This window comes from Chitinophagales bacterium, assembly GCA_017303415.1.
Lineage (GTDB): Bacteria > Bacteroidota > Bacteroidia > Chitinophagales > Chitinophagaceae > SpSt-398.
On sequence record JAFLBJ010000001.1, the window covers coordinates 3,110,435 to 3,131,281 of the forward strand.

General features: G+C 47.8%; 13 protein-coding genes. 9 read left to right on the top strand and 4 right to left on the bottom strand.

Going from position 1 to position 20,847, the window contains the following annotated elements:
* Window positions 1-82: 82 nt before the first annotated feature.
* The 4 genes from J0M30_13600 to J0M30_13615 form a co-directional block, all read right to left on the bottom strand.
* The gene (locus J0M30_13600) at window positions 83-1,513 is read right to left on the bottom strand and encodes a SusD/RagB family nutrient-binding outer membrane lipoprotein (protein MBN8668530.1); all 1,431 of its coding nucleotides are present in this window, start codon (window positions 1,511-1,513) and stop codon (window positions 83-85) included.
* 35 nt (window positions 1,514-1,548) lie between these two features.
* Window positions 1,549-4,761, bottom strand: coding sequence for a SusC/RagA family TonB-linked outer membrane protein (locus J0M30_13605; GenBank protein ID MBN8668531.1), 3,213 nt, complete (start codon window positions 4,759-4,761; stop codon window positions 1,549-1,551).
* Between the two features lie 161 nt (window positions 4,762-4,922).
* A complete protein-coding gene (locus J0M30_13610) occupies window positions 4,923-6,908 on the bottom strand; it encodes a helix-hairpin-helix domain-containing protein (GenBank protein MBN8668532.1) in 1,986 nt (661 codons plus the stop codon).
* Window position 6,909: 1 nt separating this feature from the next.
* Window positions 6,910-7,698 (bottom strand): hypothetical protein, encoded by a 789-nt coding sequence (locus tag J0M30_13615; protein ID MBN8668533.1) that lies wholly within the window; start codon window positions 7,696-7,698, stop codon window positions 6,910-6,912.
* 81 nt (window positions 7,699-7,779) lie between these two features.
* On the opposite strand from J0M30_13615, the gene folD reads away from it, so the two are divergent.
* From folD to J0M30_13660, 9 genes are all read left to right on the top strand, one after another.
* Window positions 7,780-8,655, top strand: a complete 876-nt coding sequence (folD, locus tag J0M30_13620; protein ID MBN8668534.1) for a bifunctional methylenetetrahydrofolate dehydrogenase/methenyltetrahydrofolate cyclohydrolase FolD — start codon at window positions 7,780-7,782, stop codon at window positions 8,653-8,655.
* Window positions 8,656-8,790: 135 nt separating this feature from the next.
* On the top strand, window positions 8,791-9,372 hold the full coding sequence (locus J0M30_13625) for a 7-carboxy-7-deazaguanine synthase QueE (GenBank protein ID MBN8668535.1): 582 nt from the start codon (window positions 8,791-8,793) through the stop codon (window positions 9,370-9,372).
* Window positions 9,373-9,480: 108 nt separating this feature from the next.
* Window positions 9,481-11,400, top strand: coding sequence for an OmpA family protein (locus J0M30_13630; GenBank protein ID MBN8668536.1), 1,920 nt, complete (start codon window positions 9,481-9,483; stop codon window positions 11,398-11,400).
* Window positions 11,400-12,503: a DNA-processing protein DprA gene (dprA, locus tag J0M30_13635; protein ID MBN8668537.1), complete on the top strand. Its 1,104-nt coding sequence runs from the start codon at window positions 11,400-11,402 to the stop codon at window positions 12,501-12,503. Before J0M30_13630 ends, dprA begins: the two co-directional genes overlap by 1 nt.
* Before the next feature lie 59 nt (window positions 12,504-12,562).
* Window positions 12,563-14,593, top strand: coding sequence for a gliding motility-associated C-terminal domain-containing protein (locus J0M30_13640; GenBank protein MBN8668538.1), 2,031 nt, complete (start codon window positions 12,563-12,565; stop codon window positions 14,591-14,593).
* Between the two features lie 112 nt (window positions 14,594-14,705).
* Window positions 14,706-16,193 carry an IMP dehydrogenase gene (gene guaB, locus J0M30_13645; GenBank protein ID MBN8668539.1) on the top strand — a complete coding sequence of 496 codons (1,488 nt, stop codon included), beginning with the start codon at window positions 14,706-14,708 and terminating at the stop codon, window positions 16,191-16,193.
* 46 nt (window positions 16,194-16,239) lie between these two features.
* Window positions 16,240-17,403 carry a DUF4105 domain-containing protein gene (locus J0M30_13650; protein MBN8668540.1) on the top strand — a complete coding sequence of 388 codons (1,164 nt, stop codon included), beginning with the start codon at window positions 16,240-16,242 and terminating at the stop codon, window positions 17,401-17,403.
* Window positions 17,393-18,193 carry an alpha/beta hydrolase gene (locus tag J0M30_13655; protein ID MBN8668541.1) on the top strand — a complete coding sequence of 267 codons (801 nt, stop codon included), beginning with the start codon at window positions 17,393-17,395 and terminating at the stop codon, window positions 18,191-18,193. Before J0M30_13650 ends, J0M30_13655 begins: the two co-directional genes overlap by 11 nt.
* A gap of 23 nt (window positions 18,194-18,216) precedes the next feature.
* Window positions 18,217-20,841: a gliding motility-associated C-terminal domain-containing protein gene (locus J0M30_13660; GenBank protein MBN8668542.1), complete on the top strand. Its 2,625-nt coding sequence runs from the start codon at window positions 18,217-18,219 to the stop codon at window positions 20,839-20,841.
* Window positions 20,842-20,847: the final 6 nt, after the last annotated feature.

Here is a 20,847-nt window from a genome sequence, read left to right on the forward strand (position 1 = left end):
AATTAAGGGAATTCTCGGGGAAAAATAAAAAAAAGTGGGGCCTTTGGGCCCCACTTTCTGGTATGTTGAAAAACATGCGGAATTAATTATCCCACCATACTTTACCCCACTGAGAATCAGACTCCCCGGATACAGTGTATACGGCGGTTCCGTTTTCCCAGTTTGTCTTGTTGTTCTGCTGCTCGGTAGTACCGTGCGGGAAACGACGGGGAATGGCGTTAGCCTGGCCAGGTGCGGGAGCCAGAACAGGGTAACCTGTCCTTCTCCAGTTGGCAAACCCTTGTGAACCATTGGGGAAGAAAGCCAGCCATTGCTGGGTAGCGATCTTGGCCAATTCAGTTCCGGAGGTCAGGGCTACATCGGCATCAGCCATGTAGTTACCAAAGGCGGTGGCATTGTAAACACCCCACTCTTCCCAGCTGGCCTGGATACCATTTTGGTACAGGGTAGCGGCATTTTCGGAGGTCCAGCCACGCTGTGCAGCTTCTGCACGAGCGAGCATGATCTGAGAAGCAGAGATAATGGTTACAGGATTGGTCGCTGTACGAAATGTATTGCTCATCATACGAGCCCAATTGGTGTTGGCATTGGCGAAGGCAATAGCATCATCGCGGGTAAGCCCGTATTCAAAACCTACCGCAGAAGAGCCAAAAGCGTTCACGCGGGAGTCAGCATTCTCCACCAGCCAATCCGTTACTGTAGCAGAAACAGCAAGGTCACGACGCTGGGTGATGTTGTAGTATTGGTAAAAGGGGTTGTTGAAGTTACCACCGGGGAAAGCCAGTTTAGCGTTATCAGCATTGGCTGCAATAACACCGGCAGACAGGGCGGAGTTGAACTCCGTTTGTCCCAGAGAGGCATTCACTTTCGACATCCGGAGAGCCATCAGCAGGCGGATGGAGTTAGCGAATTTTTTCCACTGATCGATATCCCCATCAAACAGGATATCACCCTGAGGAGCACCACCACCATCAAATTGGGCAACGGCGGCTTTCAGCTCATTGATCAAGGCAGGATAGATATCCTGTTGCTTATCATAGGTCTGATCCAAACCGGCGCCTTTAAGGGCGTTGGTATAAGGAATGTCTCCCCAATAGTCAGTAATCTTCCAGAAGAAGTAAGCCTTCAGGATACGGGCCACGGCGATCTGGTTTGCATTGGAACCATACTTGCTGGCCGCTTCGGGGCTGGACTCGTTTGTGTTGATGATGTTTTGAAGATCATAGAGGGGGCCTGTATAATACCCACCCAGATCAAACGTAGGTTTAGCATAACGAGAAGCGTCTGTGTACTGGGTTTCTGCACCAAACTGGCAGTAAAGTCCGGCCACGGTGGAAATTCCACCCGCATCCCAAACATCATTGGCCATTTGCGAAAGCACGTTGGTCAACAAGGCTGCGGTAATAGGGGTGGTAGTGGCATTGGGATTGACGTTGGTGTCACCAAAATCCACCTTCTTACAACCGGCAGCAAAAAGACCAGCGGCCAGGACAAAGAGGGTTATTTTTTTCATATTATGTTTCATATTTGACGTGTTTGGATTGAGGATTAGAAGGTTAATTTCAGGTTAACACCGATCGAACGGGAACCAGGGAACTGACCATTCTCACCATAGATCGCCGAGATCTCGGAAGGATCAAAATTCTTGGTCTCGCTGTAGATCAACCAAAGGTTACGACCGATCACGGACAATGAAGCACCCTGGAAGGTTTTCTTCAGGAAGCCGATCTTCGAAACAGGCAGACGATAACCAAGGCTTATTTCTCTCAGTTTCACAAAAGTCAGGTCGTGTACAAAAGGTTCAGCGATCTGGTTGAAATAGAACTGTCTCCAGTAAGTGGTCGCATCCAGGTAAACATCAACAGGTGTTTTTTCATCTACTGAGCTAACCCCTACTACGTGAACACCACCGCCATCTGCCAGGGCATCCCGTATATTCTTACCGTTATCATTGAGGCTTGCGGTTGCCTCATAGAGACCAGAAAAATGTCCCCACTGCTCAGACAGGGAGAAAAATTTACCGCCAAACTGATAATCCACTAACACGGTCAGGTCAACATTCTTGAAAGAGAAGGTATTCAATACACCGCCGGTTACTTTAGGAATAACAGAACCCCATTCTTTGCTGGCGTCACGAACGTACTGACCCGTTGTTGGGTTAACGACCATCAGGCCATCAGCATTACGCTTGATACCACCGCCGCGGAGCATACCCCAGTCTTTTCCTTTGATCTGGAAGGCACGGGCGAAACGGGTACCAAAGGAACCACCAGCAAGTAGCAATTCAGTTTGACCATCAATAATCTCCTTCACAGGGTTGCCGATCAGGTAACCAAAGGTTTTGGAGATATTCCAGTTGAAGTTTTTGCTCGCAACAGGAGTAGCAGTAATGATCGCTTCAATACCATAACGGTCAACGCGGGCCGCATTGGTAGTGGTAGTGGTAAATCCGGTTGTAGAAGGCAAACCTACGTTTACAGGCGCCTTGTCATTGATCTCATGATAGTAGACCAGGTTCACACCGAGTTTGTTCTTCAGGAATTTCAGGTCAACTCCGGTTTCGTAGGTAGTCACCACAGAACCATTCACCGTAGGATCGGGGAAGGTATTGGGTGTACCCATCAGGAAGTTGCCATCCCACAGGAACTGGTTGGGAGAATACACAAATCCAAGGGCATAAATACCCAATGGAAGAGGTTTTTTACCCCAGCTTCCAAAGAACTTACCATAGGTAAACCAGCTTGGCTTAGACTTCATCAGTTCAGAGAAGATCAAGCTTACACCGGCAGAAGGAGAGAACAGGGCATTATCATTCGGGTTGTTGGTAGAATACCAGTCCTGACGAAGACCAAAGGTTACGCTCGCTACTTTCTTATATTCAATATCACCGGTACCAAACAGGGAGTTTACCTGATAGGCTGACCGGGTATTCGAAATAGAAGGCTGGGCAGCGGAGTTGGTAATAGAATAAAGGTCGGGAACGTTCAGCCCGTTATTGGTATTGGCAGCCACGTTCTTGGTTTGTTCTTTCTGAATGTTGCCACCCAGGATACCAGAAACAGAGAAATCACCAAACTTGTTATTATAAATAGCCTGTGCTTCGTAATCGTAACGTTGGAATACGTTATTCGATGTGGCATAGGAGGCCAAATATCCGGCTTGACCGGCACTGGCTTCCAACAGAGAGGTTACGATAGTTTCGTTATTAGATGTGCGGTAGTTTGTACGGATTGTACCTTTTACGCGGAAATGGTTATCCAGTTTATAGGTCAGGGACACATTTCCCCAGGTACGGTTCAAACGCTGAATGTCTGAACGACCTTTCTGGTAAGAGTAGAAGTTGTACCAGTAGTTACCGATGATATCATCGTAACCACCTGCCCCATCGGGGTTGGTCAACAGGTTCCAGCTCATATAGGTACCATTGGGCGATTTGTAATCAGCCAATTCTTTCAGAATGTCCATGTTCAGGTCGCGATGGAACCACTGGCTGAATGAACCAGATGAATTGTTGGAGTAGGCATCACTGAATTCACCACGAATTTGCTGGGTTACATAGTTGATATTGGCATCCACTGTGAAGTGGCTGTTCAAATCAAAACTGAGGTAAGAGGAAACAAAATTCTTGTTGGAATAAGAACCAGGCAAAAGACCTTTCTGATATTGATTGGTCATGGAAACCCGGTAAGAGGTTCCGTTGTTGGATTTACCAAAAGATACGTTGTTATTGGTAGTGATACCTGTATTCCAGAAATCCTTCGTGTTATCTGGCTGAGGGCTCAGCGAAGCTGTTTTGAAGGAATAAGGATGATTGGGGAACCAGGCATACCAGGGAATATACTCCTGGCCGCTCATACGGGGACCCCAGCTTGCATCATCTGTATAATCATGAAAGTACTTGCCATCCAAAGCCTGCCATTCAGTAGGCTGACCAGGCTGGTAAGAATATTGAATCAAATCGCCTGCACCACCACCGGCATAGAGGTTCTGGAATTTGGGCTGGATATAAATCCGGTCAATGGTCACGCCACTGTTGATCTCCAATCCGATTCCATTTTTTCCCACTTTCTTTTTGAGGTCAAGTACGATAGCACCACCGGCGGCCTGAGAACCAAAAAGGGCGGTTGCGTTAGCCCCTTTCAACACGGTGATGTTTTCTACATCATCCGGGTTAATGTCAAAGATGTTTACAATGTTACCGTCCACTACATAAACAGGGTTACCATCTGTACCGATACCAGCACCACCGCGAAGACGAATGGTTGTGTTACGGTCGAGGGCAACGGAAGACTGACCCAAACCCTGTGCACCGGCTACTTTACCGGTCAAGGCATTGCTCACCTGGTTTTGACGGGTTACATTCAATTGATCAGCAGTAACCTGCTGGGCACTAAAGGGGGTGGTCCGTTCCGACTTTTTAATACCAAAAGCCGTGGTTACCACAACCTCCTGCAGGTCACCCTGGGTGCTGTTGGCCATAGCCACATTTACCACGTCCGATGTACCTGGAGTAACTTCCTTCTCGGCAAAACCGGCAGAAGTGATTACCAGGACACCTCCTGTAGGAAAGTTTTTGAAAATGAACTTACCATCCGCATCGGCAGATACACCCACATTGGGTTTTCCCTTCAATGTTAGTGTGGCGAATGGTACTGGTTTACCATCAGGGCCTGTTACTACACCGGAGACGGTGCGCGATTGTGCAAAAGTCAACACAAAGCATAACATCCCTGCTGTAAGCAGTGATACAAATTTTCTCATGTGAGATCAATTTTTGTTAAAAAAAGATTTGATTTCCAACTAGTTATGATTACCATCCAAAGGGTAGGGATAAGGAGTAAGACAGTCATCTGTCCATATGTGCTGCGCAAAATACGGGTTTTTTTAATAAAAAGTTAAAGTACATAGATGGGGTTTAACGATCAACGGACATCTGCATAGATTATCTGAACGCGCCAATCACTGCGATGGTTGCCTTTGATCTCCCCCCAACCTGACCCAATGGATTGTTTATCAACAAATAATGACTGAGAAAATTTGAAACTAAGTTGTATTTTTTTACTGATTTTTCCGGTCAGAACAAGGTAGTACCGAAACTGATTTTCATAAAAGGCGGATAGGGATGAAGCGTATAACACATCATTTTCAAATACATATATCCTGGAATCATACCCATCGGTACCTGCCCATTGAAGGCGAAAACTGCCTGACCAGGGCACAGAAACAGGTTTCCAGCGGATATCTGCAAAAAGGAGCCCTCCCCGACCCTTCCCGACCTTTACCCATTCCATCCGCTGGCGGTACCAAAGGACAGCCGAGAAAGGCAAACTGATCTGAAACCGAATTGACTTCTGGCGAACAGCGGTTAACCCGACAGTACCGGGAATGCTCTCCCCATTTTCCCAACGATTCGAGGTCCGGAACCGGGCCAGGATCTCAGTCCCCCTGCGCGGGGTATGAATAAGCGATGATTGAAACTCATTTCCCACAGAACGCCCGTTCACCTGATACCTGAGCCAGGGAAAAGAAAAACAATCCAGATAGGTATCTATTATCCATCTATCCCTTGGCCGACCCCGAATAGATATCAATATTCCCTGTTCATTTTGTACCTGGGAGGCCTGGGTAACAGCCTGGGCCTCCGGAGATATATAACCCGGTGCAATTTTTCGGGCCATCAGGGCAAAGTCCATCTTTTTGTCCGGGCTGAAAAGCAATCCAGCCAAAATTGCCGGTTTCCCGGTATGGCATACAGCGCTCTCTGCAAAAAAATGAATGCTCCTCAGGGATCCACTCAGGTCGAGGCTCACAGCAGTCCCCTTTTTTCCCCGAAAAGCATAGAGCCGGTAGAGAGCCGCATTGGGTTCTATTGGAATGGAATACATAAAGGTGTTGGCATTGGCAGATACCTGCCACTCTTTTTTGCGCCAGCGAACCGTTCCCCCACCCGCCCATCGTTGCAATACATTTCTACCCTCGATCTCTGTCACCGTGCGATGATAACCCGAGGAAGAGATCGAGGTCATTATCGTTTCTCCGCTATCATCCTGTTCTTTATTCCCGCTTAAAAACCGATGCGAAAGAAATCCGGTCACCTCATAGGCGCGATTTTGCCAGATGAAACCCAACCCCCGATGAAAAAATATTTCGCCCGCTGAAGAATACGAACGCAATACAGTCCCTTGCCGCTTGATGCCTGCCGGATCGCCTCCCTTTCCAAAACGCATCCCCTGCCATTGCACCAATCCCTGCCCCTGGCTGATGGTGTAATCGCCGATAACCAACAGCTTTATCCGACCCAGGTCGCGGAGTTGGAGATGTGCTGAGAAAAATCCTTTTTTTTCTCCAATATCCTTTTCCCAGGTAAACCCAAACTGTATCCGTCCTTGCCATTGAAAACGATAACGATACATTTGGGCAAACCCGGCGCCGGCATAGGCCTTTTCTTTTATTCCCCGGTTCTTTTCCAATGTCCCGGCCCAACGAATCAATAATCGCTGTTCGCCTTCCTTCTTCCAACTGGCGGGTGAGAACTTAATTTTTCGGTTGTTGCTTACTGTTATGAAATGTTTTATTTGACGTAGCCAATCTGCCTCCCAGCCCGGAATTGCCTGCAATTCATAAATAGACAGAAAAGGGCCTAATCTTTTTCGGTAATCGAGCAGGTTTCTGACCCATTCAAAACGGAATAGTCCGGAGCCTAACAAGTCAGCTTCCCCGGCTGTATTCAAATCCAGCACCTGCTCAGCCGTCTCCCATTCCATACTCGTGGTTTCCTCTTCTCCACCAGAGAGGATTGTTTCCATCATTTGTTCATTCCCGGATTGTTCCACCGGATCCTGCCCATATAAGCAGATATTAAAAAAGAAAAGAGCAGAGGCGGCCAAAATGTTAACTGCCTTTTTCATGTCATTTATTTTTTGGATTGAGTTGCCATAATATGCCGGGTGTCCAACCGAGGTAGGGATGACATCGCCCATACAGCATGGTTCTCCATTTTTTTACCCTGAACCCGATTCCCAGGTACCATTGATCGGACGCAGACAGGAAGCCCCATTCCAGATTGATCCGTTCGTGAGGGAAGTATTGGAGGAGAGTATGCAGGTCATCCGGTTGTTCCTTGTACAACGTATGAACGCCGGACACCGACCATTGTGGACCGGGTGCCCAGCAAATACCGTATTGAGCGGTGTACGACAAAGCATACCCTTTAACCTTGGCCAATCCGAGTTGAAACCCACTATGAAACTCCTTCCCTATTTGAAACAACCATCCTGTTTTGACAGATACTCCCGAAGCAGGAACTCCATCCATCTTCCATTGATGAAAATTGAGCCGCATGCCGGCAAAAACTGTTTGCGCCAGAGGCAGGGCAATCGCCAATCCGGGGCTGGTTTCGCCAAATCCAGGATAGCCGGAATGGTTTAAAAAGACCCCGGCTTTTGCCCCTGATAAGGGAAAGACCAATCCCAGCGAATGCAAGCCCAGTTCTTTCAGTCCAAAAGGGATCTCGGAAAAAACGGATATTCCATTGGCACCGGGATGAAGCATGGAAGCCGGATGCTGAATATTTGCCATACCCCCGGATGGATGCTGTCCATACGCGGCAGGCAAACCATAGTACGGTTCGCGGGGATGGGGCGGTTCCTGCGCCAGGACAGGCATGGAAAAAAGGAGAAAAAAAAGGATACAGATCATGGGTGCATATTTTCGGGATAAGAAATGGTGAAAGCAAGCTAATTTTTTTTGTCTCGCGGGGGAAGCCCCTACCTTTGCGCCATGCAAATTTTAGATGGGAAAAAGGCGGCCCAGGCGATCCGCGATGAGTTGAAATTAGAGGTGGCTCAACTGGTTTCGGAGGGGAGGAAAATACCCCACCTGGCGGCCATCCTGGTAGGAAATAACGGTGCCAGCGAAACCTATGTGGCTTCGAAAGTAAAATCCTGTGCCGAGGTGGGATTTAAATCCACCCTGATCCGGTTTGAAGATTCGATATCAGAGAATAAGTTGCTGGACAAGATCGAAGAATTGAACAACGACCCGGATGTAGATGGTATCCTGGTCCAGCTTCCGCTGCCCGGGCATATTTCGGAAGAAAAGGTGATCAATACCATCGACCCTGAAAAGGATGTGGATGGTTTTCACCCGGTGAATGTAGGACGGATGGTGCAAGGACTTCCCTCATTTGTTTCGGCCACGCCATATGGCATCATGCTTCTGCTGAAACATTATAAACTGGATACAAAAGGGCTCCATGCCGTAGTGATCGGCCGCAGCAATATTGTCGGCCGCCCCATGAGTATCCTGTTAAGTGGGAATACACAACCGGGAAACTGTACAGTCACCCTTTGTCATTCCCAAACAAAGAACCTGAATGAGATTTGTCAAAGTGCTGATATTATCATTGCCGCTTTAGGACGTCCCGCTTTTGTTAAAGAAGATATGGTAAAGCAAGGGGCCATCGTGGTGGATGTAGGCATTACCCGGGTTGATGATCCTGCCAAGAAATCTGGATTCCGACTGGTGGGTGATGTGGATTTTGACAGTGTCGCTCCAAAATGTAGTTATATCACACCCGTTCCGGGAGGCGTAGGACCTATGACGATTGCTGCCCTGTTGCGGAATACATATAGGGCCTGCACAACTAAGAATTGACCAGGATTTAAAGATTAAAGGATTTATATAATTAAAGGATTTATTGGAAGAACTGGAAGCTAATAGCTAATAGCCAGCAGCTAATACCTTCTTCCTCCACCAGGAAATCACAAAAACACGATGCAGCTCCCCGTCATGGAACATTTTTATACGATTCAGGGTGAAGGTTTTCACCAGGGAAGGGCTGCGTATTTTGTCCGGCTGGGAGGGTGTGATGTCGGGTGTACCTGGTGTGATGTAAAAGACAGTTGGGATGCGGATAAACACCCAATGACCGTCCTGGAGGAACTGGTAAAGACGATACGCAATACACCGGCAAAAATTGTCGTGGTAACCGGAGGAGAGCCGTTGATGCATGATCTGCGGGTGTTCACCTCTCTGCTTCATGCCGCCGGGCTAAAAACCCATATTGAAACATCCGGCGCCCATCCCCTGAGCGGACAATGGGATTGGATCTGCCTGTCGCCAAAAAAATTCAAAGCCCCTTTGCCGGAGATACTTCCCCACGCCAATGAATTAAAAGTGGTGGTATTTAATAAGTCAGATTTTGACTGGGCCGAAAAATATGCCGCGCAAGTACCCGCTGATTGCAAATGCTATCTCCAACCCGAATGGGATAAGGCCACTGCCATGACCCCACTGATCGTGGAGTACATTAAAGCCCATCCACAATGGGAACTGAGCCTGCAGATCCACAAATACATCCAGGTACCCTGAATCCCACCGGTGATTTCAGGTATTAGCCAGACAAAGTATCAGGTTTTAACACGACTTACTTTCAAAAGGGACAATTTTTGAATAGTTTCGTCTTCTGAATCCGGTATAATGAAAAGAATCCTTTGCCATATCCTCTTTCTTGTCTTCTTTGTTTCCTGCGCTGCGCAAAAAAAAGGAAAACAAAAACAGCCCCCCGTTCCTGCCTACGATCAATTATATGCAGAGGGCCTAGCCCGGGCACAGTCGGGAAAATTCAATGAAGCCATTCCCTATTTTGAACAGGTGATCGCCATTGATTCCAATTTTACCAATGCCTATCTTTCGTTGGCCGGTGTTTACAGCCAGCAAAAGAATTATGCGAAAGCCAATGAGTATTATGCCAGGGGCATCCAGAAAGATACCAGCCGGTATAGTTTATATTATCTTCCCTATTCGATCAATTTAGCCGGCGCCGGACGTTTTGATGAGGCGCTGGATGCCGTGACCAATTATTTATCCAACCCTCGTCTGGGTGAGAATAGCCGTAAGGCGGGAGAATACCGGCAAAAGAGTTATGATTTTGCGGTTGACCAATCCCGTAAGTTTCCACCTGCAGGTTTTCATTTTACACCGGTGAATGCCGGACCCGGGATCAATACCACGGAAGCGGAATATTTTCCTTCCCTGACCATTGATGGACAAGAATTGGTCTTTACCCGCCGGGTGAATAATTCAAATGAAGACTTTTATTCCAGTCGAAAAATGGATACCACCTGGGGTGCATCTACTGCATTACCCGGAGAGGTGAATACCCCACAAAATGAGGGGGCGCAAATGATCTCACTCGATGGACAATGGCTGGTTTTCACCGGATGCTCCAGACCGGATGGGTGGGGCAGTTGTGATATTTATATTTCCTATCTCACTCCGACTGGATGGAGTGAGGCGATCAATCTGGGAGGACGTGTCAATTCGGATCAATGGGATTCTCAGCCTTGTTTATCTCCCGATAAACGAGAACTGTATTTTGCCAGTCGACGTTTTGGCGGATTTGGCGGAAGTGATCTATATGTGTGCAAAATACAACCCGATGGCACCTGGGGAAGCCCGGAAAACCTTGGACCGGAGATCAATACTCCCGGTGACGAATCAACCCCCTTCCTGCATGCAGACAACCAGACACTTTACTTTACATCCAACGGATTACCCGGATATGGCGAAGATGATATCTACCTGGCAAGGCGGGGACCAAAAGGTGTTTGGAGTGTTCCGGTAAACCTTGGTTACCCGATCAACACGATCGACAAGGAAGGTTCTCTATTCATTGCGCCGGATGCCCGTACTGCCTATTTCACCAGTGACCGGGTGGAGGGGTATGGCGCCCTGGACATTTATTGGTTCACTCTTCCAGAACAGGTAAGGCCTTACCAGACGCTTTGGGTAAAGGGTACGGTCACGGATGAAAAGACAGGCAAAGTACTTCCTTCATTTGTAGAACTGATTGATCTTTCAACCAAACAAATGGTATCGCGTATTCAAACCAATGAAAAAGGCAATTACCTGATCACCCTTCCGGTTGGCAAGGATTATGCCTTCAACGTAAACAGAAAGGGTTATTTGTTTTACAGCGATAATTTTTTCCTGAAGGAAAATGAGCGAGATACGGCGTATGAAAAAAATATCAAGCTTCGTCCTATAGAGAAGGATGCTGTACTGGTATTACGCAATGTATTTTTTGATGTAAATAAATTTGACCTGCGTACAGAATCCCAATCTGAATTGGACAAACTGGCAAGTCTGCTCAAAGACAATCCGGGTTTGACCATTCAAATCAATGGACATACGGATGCAGTGGGCAATGCCGCTGCCAACCAGAAACTATCCGAGAACAGGGCTGCCTCCGTCGTCCGTTATCTGGTAGAACAAGGGATTGCGGCGACCCGTTTAAGTTATAAGGGATATGGCGCCACCCAACCCATTGCTTCCAATGATACCGAAGAAGGCAGGGCCTTGAACCGTCGTACTGAAATGAAAGTTGTTCGTCAGTAATGAAGGAGGATCTTCTTTATCAACTGGCACTGACGGAAGTTCCCCAGGTGGGAGCGGTACATGCGCGTTTATTGGTACAGGAATTTGGTTCGGCCAAGGCTGTATTTCAGGCTCCTCGTCGTTTATTGGAAAAAAAAGAAGGGATCGGTTCCCTCCGGGCAAAATATATCAAGGCCTTTCAAAATTTTTCGATGGCGGAAAAAGAGATCCGCTATATGGAAAAATTCCAGATCCATGCGCATTTCATCAATGATCCGGGTTATCCGCGCAGACTTCTTCATTGTTATGATGCCCCGCTGATTTTGTTTCAAAAAGGAAAAGCGGACCTCAATCCAGCCAGGGCCCTTTCGGTCATAGGTACCCGTTCCCATACAGATTACGGAAAAAAGATTACGGAAAAACTGATCGCCGATCTGGTGCCCTTGGATGTACAGGTGATCAGTGGTATGGCCCATGGAATAGATGGTATTGCCCACCACGCGGCTTGTCGTCATTCACTTTCCACCCTTGGCGTTCTGGCACACGGACTCGATCAGATCTATCCGCCCGCACATGAAAGATTAGCCCGGGAAATGGTTCAATCCAATGGGGCCCTGCTTACTGAATTTCGCAGCGGGGTAGCACCCGATAAGCATCATTTCCCCACCCGAAACCGGATCGTAGCCGGAATGGCAGATGCTACGGTGGTGATTGAAACCGGTGAGCGGGGCGGAAGTATCATCACCGCTGAATTGGCCAATGGATACAATCGGGATGTGTTTGCATTTCCCGGAAAAACAAGCGATCCAAAAAGCGCGGGTTGCCTGAAACTGATCATCAAAAACAAAGCCGCGCTAATCACCTGTGCCAACGATCTGATCGAAGCAATGGGCTGGATGGAAAAAAGAGCAGCCCCTGCCCTCCCCCAGCGACTCCTTTTCCCTGAATTAAGTCCTTTGGAAAAAAATATCCTGGACACACTTACCCATCATCAACCTCTTCATATTGATGAATTATATCATTTTTGCCAAAGTCCCAACAGTGCCCTCGCAGGGGCTTTACTCAACCTGGAATTGAATAACCTCGTTCATTCCCTACCAGGTAAGCAGTACCGTTTACTTTAAGCAACGGAATGACTATTTTTGTTGTCTTGGATAACTCCAGGCCAACCCTGAAACGGATCATGAGAAGCACCTACGCGTTGATCATCACTATATTATTCCTTACTCCCTATTTGAAAAGTGGGGGGCAGGCCTGTACCACGCTGGGGCAAACCCCTTCTACGGCATTTCCGGTTTGCGGAACCTCTGTTTTTACCCAATCCACGGTTCCGATCTGTGCCACAAATGACATTTTTGTTCCGGGCTGTTCGGGTACGGGTGGTGCCAACTATCAAAACAAAAACCCCTTCTTTTATCGTTTTACCTGTTATACTGCCGGAACATTGGGGTTTCTGATCACCCCATTGGCCAATCAGGAAGACTATGATTGGCAGCTCTATGATATCACGGGTCGTGACCCCAATGAGATCTTTACCAATAATAGCCTGGTTGTAACCGGGAACTGGTCGGGTTCCTATGGTGTAACTGGTGCTTCTGCCAGCGGTGTCAATTTTATTCAATGTGCATCGGTGCCTGCCGATAATGCGCCTACGTTTGCCCAAATGCCTACTCTTATTGTTGGACATACGTATCTGTTGATGGTAAGCCATTATTCCGACACACAGAGTGGGTATACATTACAGTTCGCCGGTGGAACCGCGGTGATCACCGACCCTTTGTTACCACGTGCCACCAATGCCACGATCAGTTGCGATGGAAGAGTTGTGACCCTGAAACTGAACAAGAAGATCAAGTGCAGCAGTTTGACAGCACCCGGTACTGAATTTATTCTTAATCCCGCTGCCGCTACCGTTATCAGTGCGGTTGGTGATAGCTGTACCACCAGTTTCGATGTAGATGAAATCACCATTACACTCTCTGCGACCCTTCCGAATAACAATTATCAATTGATCGTTCGGCCGGGAGCTGATGGCAATACTTTATTGGATAATTGTGACCGGGGAATTCCCGATGGGGAAACAATTCCTTTTGTCTATAATCCTCCCATTCCCATTTTTGCCGACAGTATAGGTACACCCGGCTGTGCCCCCGATAGCCTGCGGCTTTATTTTCCCAAGAAAATTTTCTGCAGCACCATCGCCAATGATGGCAGTGACTTCCTGGTAAGTGGCGGACCGCAATCGGTGAATGTGATCGGTGCATCGGGACAATGTATTGCCGGTCAAACTGAATTTGTCACCGTGCGCCTTTCTGCACCGCTTGTACAAAACGGCACCTACCAGCTCACTTTAAAAGCGGGTGTGGATGGCACGACTATCATTGATGAATGTGGATTGGAACTGCCCCAACAATCCCTGTCGTTCCCCATTGCGGATACAGTGAATCCTGAATTCAGCATAACAAATCAATTGGGTTGTCGATTTGATACACTGTTCTTTTCGCATAATGGCACCAATCAGGTGAACCAGTGGACCTGGACTATTAACAACCAGGTTTCAACCGGCATCAATGCCGCGGCTATCCTGCCCGCCTTCTCCACCAATACCATCAAACTGGTTGTGGGCAATGGCGTTTGTAAAGACTCCCTTACCCAGACCCTGGTTTTGGATAATGAAGTGAAAGCCTCCTTTGATATCCCTGTAGATATTTGTCCGGAGGACCTGCTGGAGATCACCAACACCAGCACAGGGCTCATCGATTCCTGGCGCTGGGATTTTGGTACCCTGGGAAGCAGTATGCTCCGTGATCCGCTGCCCCTTTCCCTACCAAGAAATCTGACAAGGGACACAGACTTTATATTGCGTTTGCTGGCCACCAATAACAGTCTTGGGTGTACCGATACTGCTTCCAAGACCATTCGGGTATTTGATAATTGCCTCATCGCTGTACCTACCGCTTTTACACCCAATGGAGATGGATTGAATGATTATCTCTACCCCAATAATGCCATCAAGGCCGTTGACCTGTATTTTGCCATTTATAACCGATGGGGACAGCTTGTATTTCAAACCCGTAACTGGCAGGAGAAATGGGATGGCACCGTCAAAGGCATCCCCCAGGGCTCAGGCACCTATGTCTGGATGCTTCAATACACCCACCGTGATTCTGGCCAAAAAGTTTTTGAAAAAGGGATTTCGGTCCTGATCCGCTAAAAGCATCACCAAAAATTAACCTGCACAGACTTATCCTTTTTCGTCCTCCGGATTTCAATACGGTTGATCCAAAAATCCCCATAAATCAAGGTCAAACGTATTATCTTTGCACATGGCAACAAGAAATTCCACCCCTTCCCCCCAATCAAAGATCGTAGCCGAAGGACTCACCTTCGATGATGTACTACTCGTTCCGGGTTATAGTCAGGTTTTACCCCGTGAGGTAAATATCAATACCCGGCTGACCAAGGATATCCAATTACATGTCCCAATGTTATCTGCCGCCATGGATACGGTAACAGAAGCACCCCTGGCCATCGCCCTGGCCCGTGAGGGTGGAATGGGTATCCTGCATAAGAATATGTCGATCGAGGAACAGGCCCGGCAGGTGAGAAAAGTGAAACGCAGTGAAAGTGGTTTGATCCTTGACCCCATCACTCTCCAGCCCAATCAAACGATCGGTGATGCACTCCGCATCATGAAGGAGAATAAGATCGGTGGTATTCCCATAGTAGAAAAAACCGGCAAACTGGTTGGCATCCTCACCAACCGTGATCTTCGCTTTGAAACCGATCCGCGTAAGGAAGTATCGGCGGTAATGACCAAAGAGAACCTGATCATTGCGCCGGAAGGAACCGATTTGAAAAAAGCGGAGAAGATCTTGCAAAAACATAAGATTGAAAAGTTACCTGTTGTCAGTAAATCAGGAAAACTGATCGGGCTTATCACCTACCGTGATATACTCCAACTCCTCAGTTACCCCAATGCAGTGAAAGATAATTATGGCCGGTTGCTGGTAGGAGCAGGTGTAGGTATAACTGCCGACATGCTGGACCGCGTGGCCGCTTTACAAACAACGGGTGTGGATGTGATCTGTCTTGATAGTGCTCATGGCCACAGCAAAGGAGTCATTACCGCGCTGAAAAATGTAAAGAAGAATTTCAAGATCAATGTGATCGCCGGGAATGTGGGAACTGCCGCAGGGGCAAAGGCCCTGGCGGAAGCAGGAGCGGATGCGGTAAAAGTGGGTATTGGACCCGGATCAATTTGCACCACCCGTATCGTAGCCGGTGCAGGGGTACCGCAACTTACGGCGGTGATGGAAGCCTACTCCGCATTAAAAGATAAAAAGATACCGGTGATTGCCGATGGTGGCATTCGATACACCGGTGATATGGTAAAAGCCCTGGCAGCGGGAGCCGATTGCGTAATGATGGGAAGTGTGTTTGCCGGAACGGAAGAAAGCCCGGGAGAAACCATCATTTACGAAGGAAGAAAATTCAAGTCATACCGGGGCATGGGTTCGCTTGGTGCCATGGCCACCGGCAGCAGTGATCGTTATTTCCAGGATGTAGAAGACGATATAAAGAAATTTGTACCGGAAGGCATTGAAGGAAGAGTTGCCTTTAAAGGGGCACTCAAAGAAATCGTTTACCAATATGTAGGTGGCTTAAGAGCGGGTATGGGATATTGCGGGGCCTCCACCATTGAAGAATTGAAAAAAGCAAAATTCGTTAAGATCTCCAACGCAGGTATCCGCGAAAGCCATGCCCACGATGTGGAGATCACCAGAGAAGCGCCAAACTATAGCAGGAGATGATTTTATAATTTGAAAATGTGACGATGTGACAATTTGAAAACTGTGTATGCGTCAATTTTTTCTTTCTATATTACTTTTCCTGGGACTTAATGTCGCTGCCCAACCGGATAGCTGTGGCATAAAGTTTAGCTTGCTTACCTGCACCCCCGGAGATGAACTCTACTCCAGTTTCGGGCATAGTGCCTTGCGCATGGTGAACACTGAAAATGGTTCAGATCTTGTTTTCAACTACGGAACCTTTGATTTTGATGATCCGGACTTCTATACCAAATTCACCCGGGGTAAATTGCTTTATTTTGTTTCCGTGGATGCCTTCCCGGATTTCATGATGGAATATCAGTATTTCCAACGGGGAGTTACAGAACAGGACCTTCGGCTTACCTGTGCAGAAAAACAAAAACTCCTTTACGCTCTGTATGAAAATGCCAGAGAGGAGAACAAGTATTATCGCTACGATTTTAACTACGACAATTGCACGTCCCGTCTAAGGGATATGATCTGGAAGATGACCCCGGAAAAACCAATCGTGTCATCCATTGTACCTGCGGGAACCAGTTTTCGCAACCTGATTCATGAGTACCTTGACAAGGGGAAACAGCAATGGTCAAAACTTGGCATTGACATTCTCCTTGGTGCCCCTTTGGATAAACAGGTAACGAATGAGGAAGCGATGTTTCTGCCTGATTATCTTATGAAGGCTTTGGATAGTGCGCGGGTAAATGGGGAGCCTCTTGTCACGGCAAAAAGGGAATTACTCACCAGAGGGCCTGAAGCAGCGTCTTCCTTCTCCCTTGATCCCGCGTTGATCTTTACGATATTATTTATTCTGTATCTGTTTCCGGTTTTTACAAAGAACAAGCGGGTAAAAAGAATAGGGAATATTATGGATGGGTTGCTATTTGGTATTACCGGGCTTATCGGGATATTGTTGGTGTTCATGTGGTGGGGAACTGATCATGCCATGTGCCGAAATAACTGGAACCTCGCCTGGGCACTGCCGACCCATTTTATCATGGCTTTTTTTGTAACCCGTCAAAAAGCCTGGGTACGTTCCTATTTTATGGTCGTGGCTCTTTTATCCGTTATTCTATTAGTGGCATGGTTCTGGCTTCCCCAACAATTGAATTATGGCCTGATGCCGGTCGTGGCTTTGTTAGGATTTCGCGGTTTTTGGATCGGTAAATTAAATGCCCGCCACTATGATAAATAAATCACTTTTATACAAGGATACCACTTTGCACTACCGGGTAGCCGGAACAGGAAAAACCGTGGTATTGATCCATGGATTTGGTGAACTCAGTGATATCTGGGATCAACTGATCCGGGAATTCAAAGACTCCTTTCATTTGATCATACCCGAATTACCGGGAACAGGTAAGACCCAGTTGATAGAGGATATGAGTATGGAGGGAATGGCGGAAACGATCAAGGCCATACTCGATCAGGAAGGGGTTACCCGTTCCATCATGGTTGGGCATAGCATGGGAGGATATATCACCATGGCTTTTGCGGAAAAGTATCCGGCGCTTCTCCAAGCCTACTGCCTTTTTCATTCCAGCGCCTATGCGGATACTGAAGAAAAAAAGGCCACCCGTCGTAAAGGCATCCAGTTTATCCGCGATCATGGTGCCTTTGAATTTTTGAAAACAGCCACCCCGAATTTATTCTCTCCAAAGACCCGCGACGAAAGACCCGAATTGATCGACCGGCAGATCCGGGGTTTAAGCAACTTTTCGGCCGATTCACTCGTTTCCTATTACGAAGCGATGATCCAGCGACCAGACAGGCGGGAGATACTGAAAATCAGCAAAGTGCCGGTTCTTTTCCTGGCTGGGGAGAGCGATAACGCGATCCCGTTGGCAGATGTCCTGGAGCAATGTCATCTGCCTGAAAAATCGTATATTGATGTCCTTAACCAATCCGGACATATGGGAATGCTGGAAGAGCCTGATGAATGCACCGAGGCATTAAAAAACTTCCTGACGCATCAGATGGATTAAGCATCCCGTCCGCCTTGTTGCCCATGAGGAAGATCGTTTTAGTATTAACCTTGCTCTTTGCCGCCCTGATGGGGGCGGACGCACGTCATATTGCCGGCGGAGAGATTTTCTATCAGTACATCGGGCCAGGTGGTTCTCCCGGAACCAGTCAATACCGGATCACCTTACGTCTTTTCCGCGATTGCCAATCCAGTGGCGCCCAACTTGACCAACAGGTGAGTATCGCCATCTTTAATAAAAGTAATAATCAGGCTGTTGCCGGTTCGCCATTCGCCTCCAACCTTGACCACATAGAAACCATTCAACGGACCACTGGTTCCCTGCCCTGTATCATCAATGAGCCATTGGTTTGTTATCAGATGGGTTTTTATTATCTGAACGTTACCCTGGCCGATAATGCCCAGGGATATTGGGTGGCCTACCAACGTTGTTGCCGGGTGGATTTTATTGGCAACCTGAGCCAGCAAAATAATATCGGCGCTACCTATGTTGGTAGCATAGCGGGCACTACTTTATTGGGTGGCGGCGTAAATTCAAGCCCTCAATTCCAGGTGAAGGATACAGCCCTGGTCTGCCAGAACAGAAACTTTACACTCGATTTCTCAGCTACAGACCCCGATAGTGATTCGCTGAACTACTATTTCTGCAATGCCTATGATGGTGGTACGGAAGGTAATCCGGTGATCAATGATCCCCCACCCCCACCCTATAACTCTGTCCCTTACGGAAATGGATATTCGCCGGGTTTACCCCTGGGTACGGGTGTGTCCATCAATCCGCGTACCGGTATCATTACAGGTATCGCCCCGGTAGCCGGTTCCTATGTGATCGCCGTGTGTGTGGATGAATGGAGAAATGGGCGTGTTATCAATACCCATCGAAAAGATTTTATTTTAAAAGTCGGGAACTGTGATTTTGTGGCAGCGCAATTACCGATCAATATTTCTTCCTGTGACGGTTTTACGGTTACGTTTGAAAACCAGACCCCCACTTCGCTGATCAATTCCTGGGCCTGGGATTTTGGTGTAACCGGTGTGAATACGGATGTGTCCGATCTTGAGCGGCCTACATTCACCTTCCCTGATACGGGCTTGTATCGGGTAAAACTGGTTGTTAACCCTGGTGACCCCTGTTCCGATTCGGCCTTTGCCAATGTGGCTGTCTATCCCGGTTTTTATCCGGGCTTTATTGTACGCGGTATCTGTTTTAGTAAACCGACCCAATTCATTGATACATCCAGTACCCGATATGGGGTAATCAGCAAATGGCGTTGGGAATTTGGTGAAACCTCAATGAACAGTGACACCTCCTTACTCCAAAACCCCACTTTCACCTATCCGTCTATGGGGGTAAAGACCGTCACCTTCATTGTGGAGAGTAATAAGGGCTGCGTGGATACGGTAACATCCGATATCTCCATCATTGATAAGCCACCGATCGAATTACCTTTCAGGGATACGTTGATATGCAGCATTGATTCTTTACAGATTCCGGCTACGGCACCGGGTGGTGGTAATTTCTCCTGGACACCCAATTATAATATTCTGAATGAAAATACCTCCAACCCTACCGTATTTCCTAAGGTGACAACCTGGTACAAAGTGCGGCTGGATGATAATGGTTGTTTGAATGATGATTCGGTCAGGGTGCGAGTAGTGGATTTTGTTACACTCAGCCTGCGGGGAGATACCACGATCTGCGCAGGCGATCCAGTTCAATTATTTGCACAGACGGATGGATTGCAGTTTGCCTGGACACCGGCTGCAACACTTGATGATCCTACCGTTCAAAACCCCATTGCTTCGCCCATCAATACCACCACCTATCAGGTTGTGGCATCGATCGGAAGGTGTAATACCACCAGTGACGTTACGATCCTTACCGTGCCTTACCCACTTGCCAATGCGGGTAATGATACCACCATTTGCTTTGGCACCACGGCCAGGTTGAATGGTACGGTGAATAATGGCGCCACCTTTAGCTGGTCGCCTGAAGCAACCTTAAGCAATCCGCGATCCCTGGTGCCTGTGGCCAGCCCACCCGCTTCAGCACAATATGTTTTGACATCTTTTGAAAATAACGGTTGTCCCAAGCCTGGACGTGACACGGTTCAGGTGATCATGTTACCAAAGGTGAATGCCTTTGCCGGACGGGACACAGCCATTGTTGTAGGACAACCTTTGCAGTTACGCGCTTCGGGTGGAGAAACCTATTTCTGGTATCCGCCAACGGGTTTGAATAATGTAGCGATCGCCGATCCGATCGCTCAACATGATGGCAGTATTGACAGCATCCGGTATTGGGTGCGTGTCATTGATGAAGCGGGGTGTCTGGACTCTGCAACCCTCCTGGTCAAGATATTCAAAGTAAACCCGCAGATATTTGTTCCCTCGGCATTTACACCCAATGGAGATGGATTAAACGATCTTGTACGTCCTCTTGCCGTGGGTATCGAAAAAATCGAATACTTCCGCATATATAACCGGTGGGGTCAGCTGGTCTTTACCACAACCATCAATGGCGAAGGTTGGGATGGGAAGATCAATGGCAGGGACCAGGGCACGAACACCTTTGTGTGGTTGGTGAAAGCGATCGACTATCTTGGCAAGCCGGTATTCCAAAAAGGAACGGTAACACTGATCAAGTAACCGAAT

Coding starts and splice junctions, on each gene's coding strand:
- folD (MBN8668534.1), top strand. CDS start 7,780: ATGCAAATTTTAGATGGGAAAAAGGCGGCCCAGGCGATCCGCGATGAG.
- J0M30_13610 (MBN8668532.1), bottom strand. CDS start 6,908: ATGAAAAAGGCAGTTAACATTTTGGCCGCCTCTGCTCTTTTCTTTTTT.
- J0M30_13650 (MBN8668540.1), top strand. CDS start 16,240: ATGCGTCAATTTTTTCTTTCTATATTACTTTTCCTGGGACTTAATGTC.
- J0M30_13640 (MBN8668538.1), top strand. CDS start 12,563: ATGAGAAGCACCTACGCGTTGATCATCACTATATTATTCCTTACTCCC.
- J0M30_13615 (MBN8668533.1), bottom strand. CDS start 7,698: ATGATCTGTATCCTTTTTTTTCTCCTTTTTTCCATGCCTGTCCTGGCG.
- J0M30_13600 (MBN8668530.1), bottom strand. CDS start 1,513: ATGAAAAAAATAACCCTCTTTGTCCTGGCCGCTGGTCTTTTTGCTGCC.
- J0M30_13660 (MBN8668542.1), top strand. CDS start 18,217: ATGAGGAAGATCGTTTTAGTATTAACCTTGCTCTTTGCCGCCCTGATG.
- guaB (MBN8668539.1), top strand. CDS start 14,706: ATGGCAACAAGAAATTCCACCCCTTCCCCCCAATCAAAGATCGTAGCC.
- J0M30_13655 (MBN8668541.1), top strand. CDS start 17,393: ATGATAAATAAATCACTTTTATACAAGGATACCACTTTGCACTACCGG.
- J0M30_13630 (MBN8668536.1), top strand. CDS start 9,481: ATGAAAAGAATCCTTTGCCATATCCTCTTTCTTGTCTTCTTTGTTTCC.
- J0M30_13605 (MBN8668531.1), bottom strand. CDS start 4,761: ATGAGAAAATTTGTATCACTGCTTACAGCAGGGATGTTATGCTTTGTG.
- dprA (MBN8668537.1), top strand. CDS start 11,400: ATGAAGGAGGATCTTCTTTATCAACTGGCACTGACGGAAGTTCCCCAG.
- J0M30_13625 (MBN8668535.1), top strand. CDS start 8,791: ATGGAACATTTTTATACGATTCAGGGTGAAGGTTTTCACCAGGGAAGG.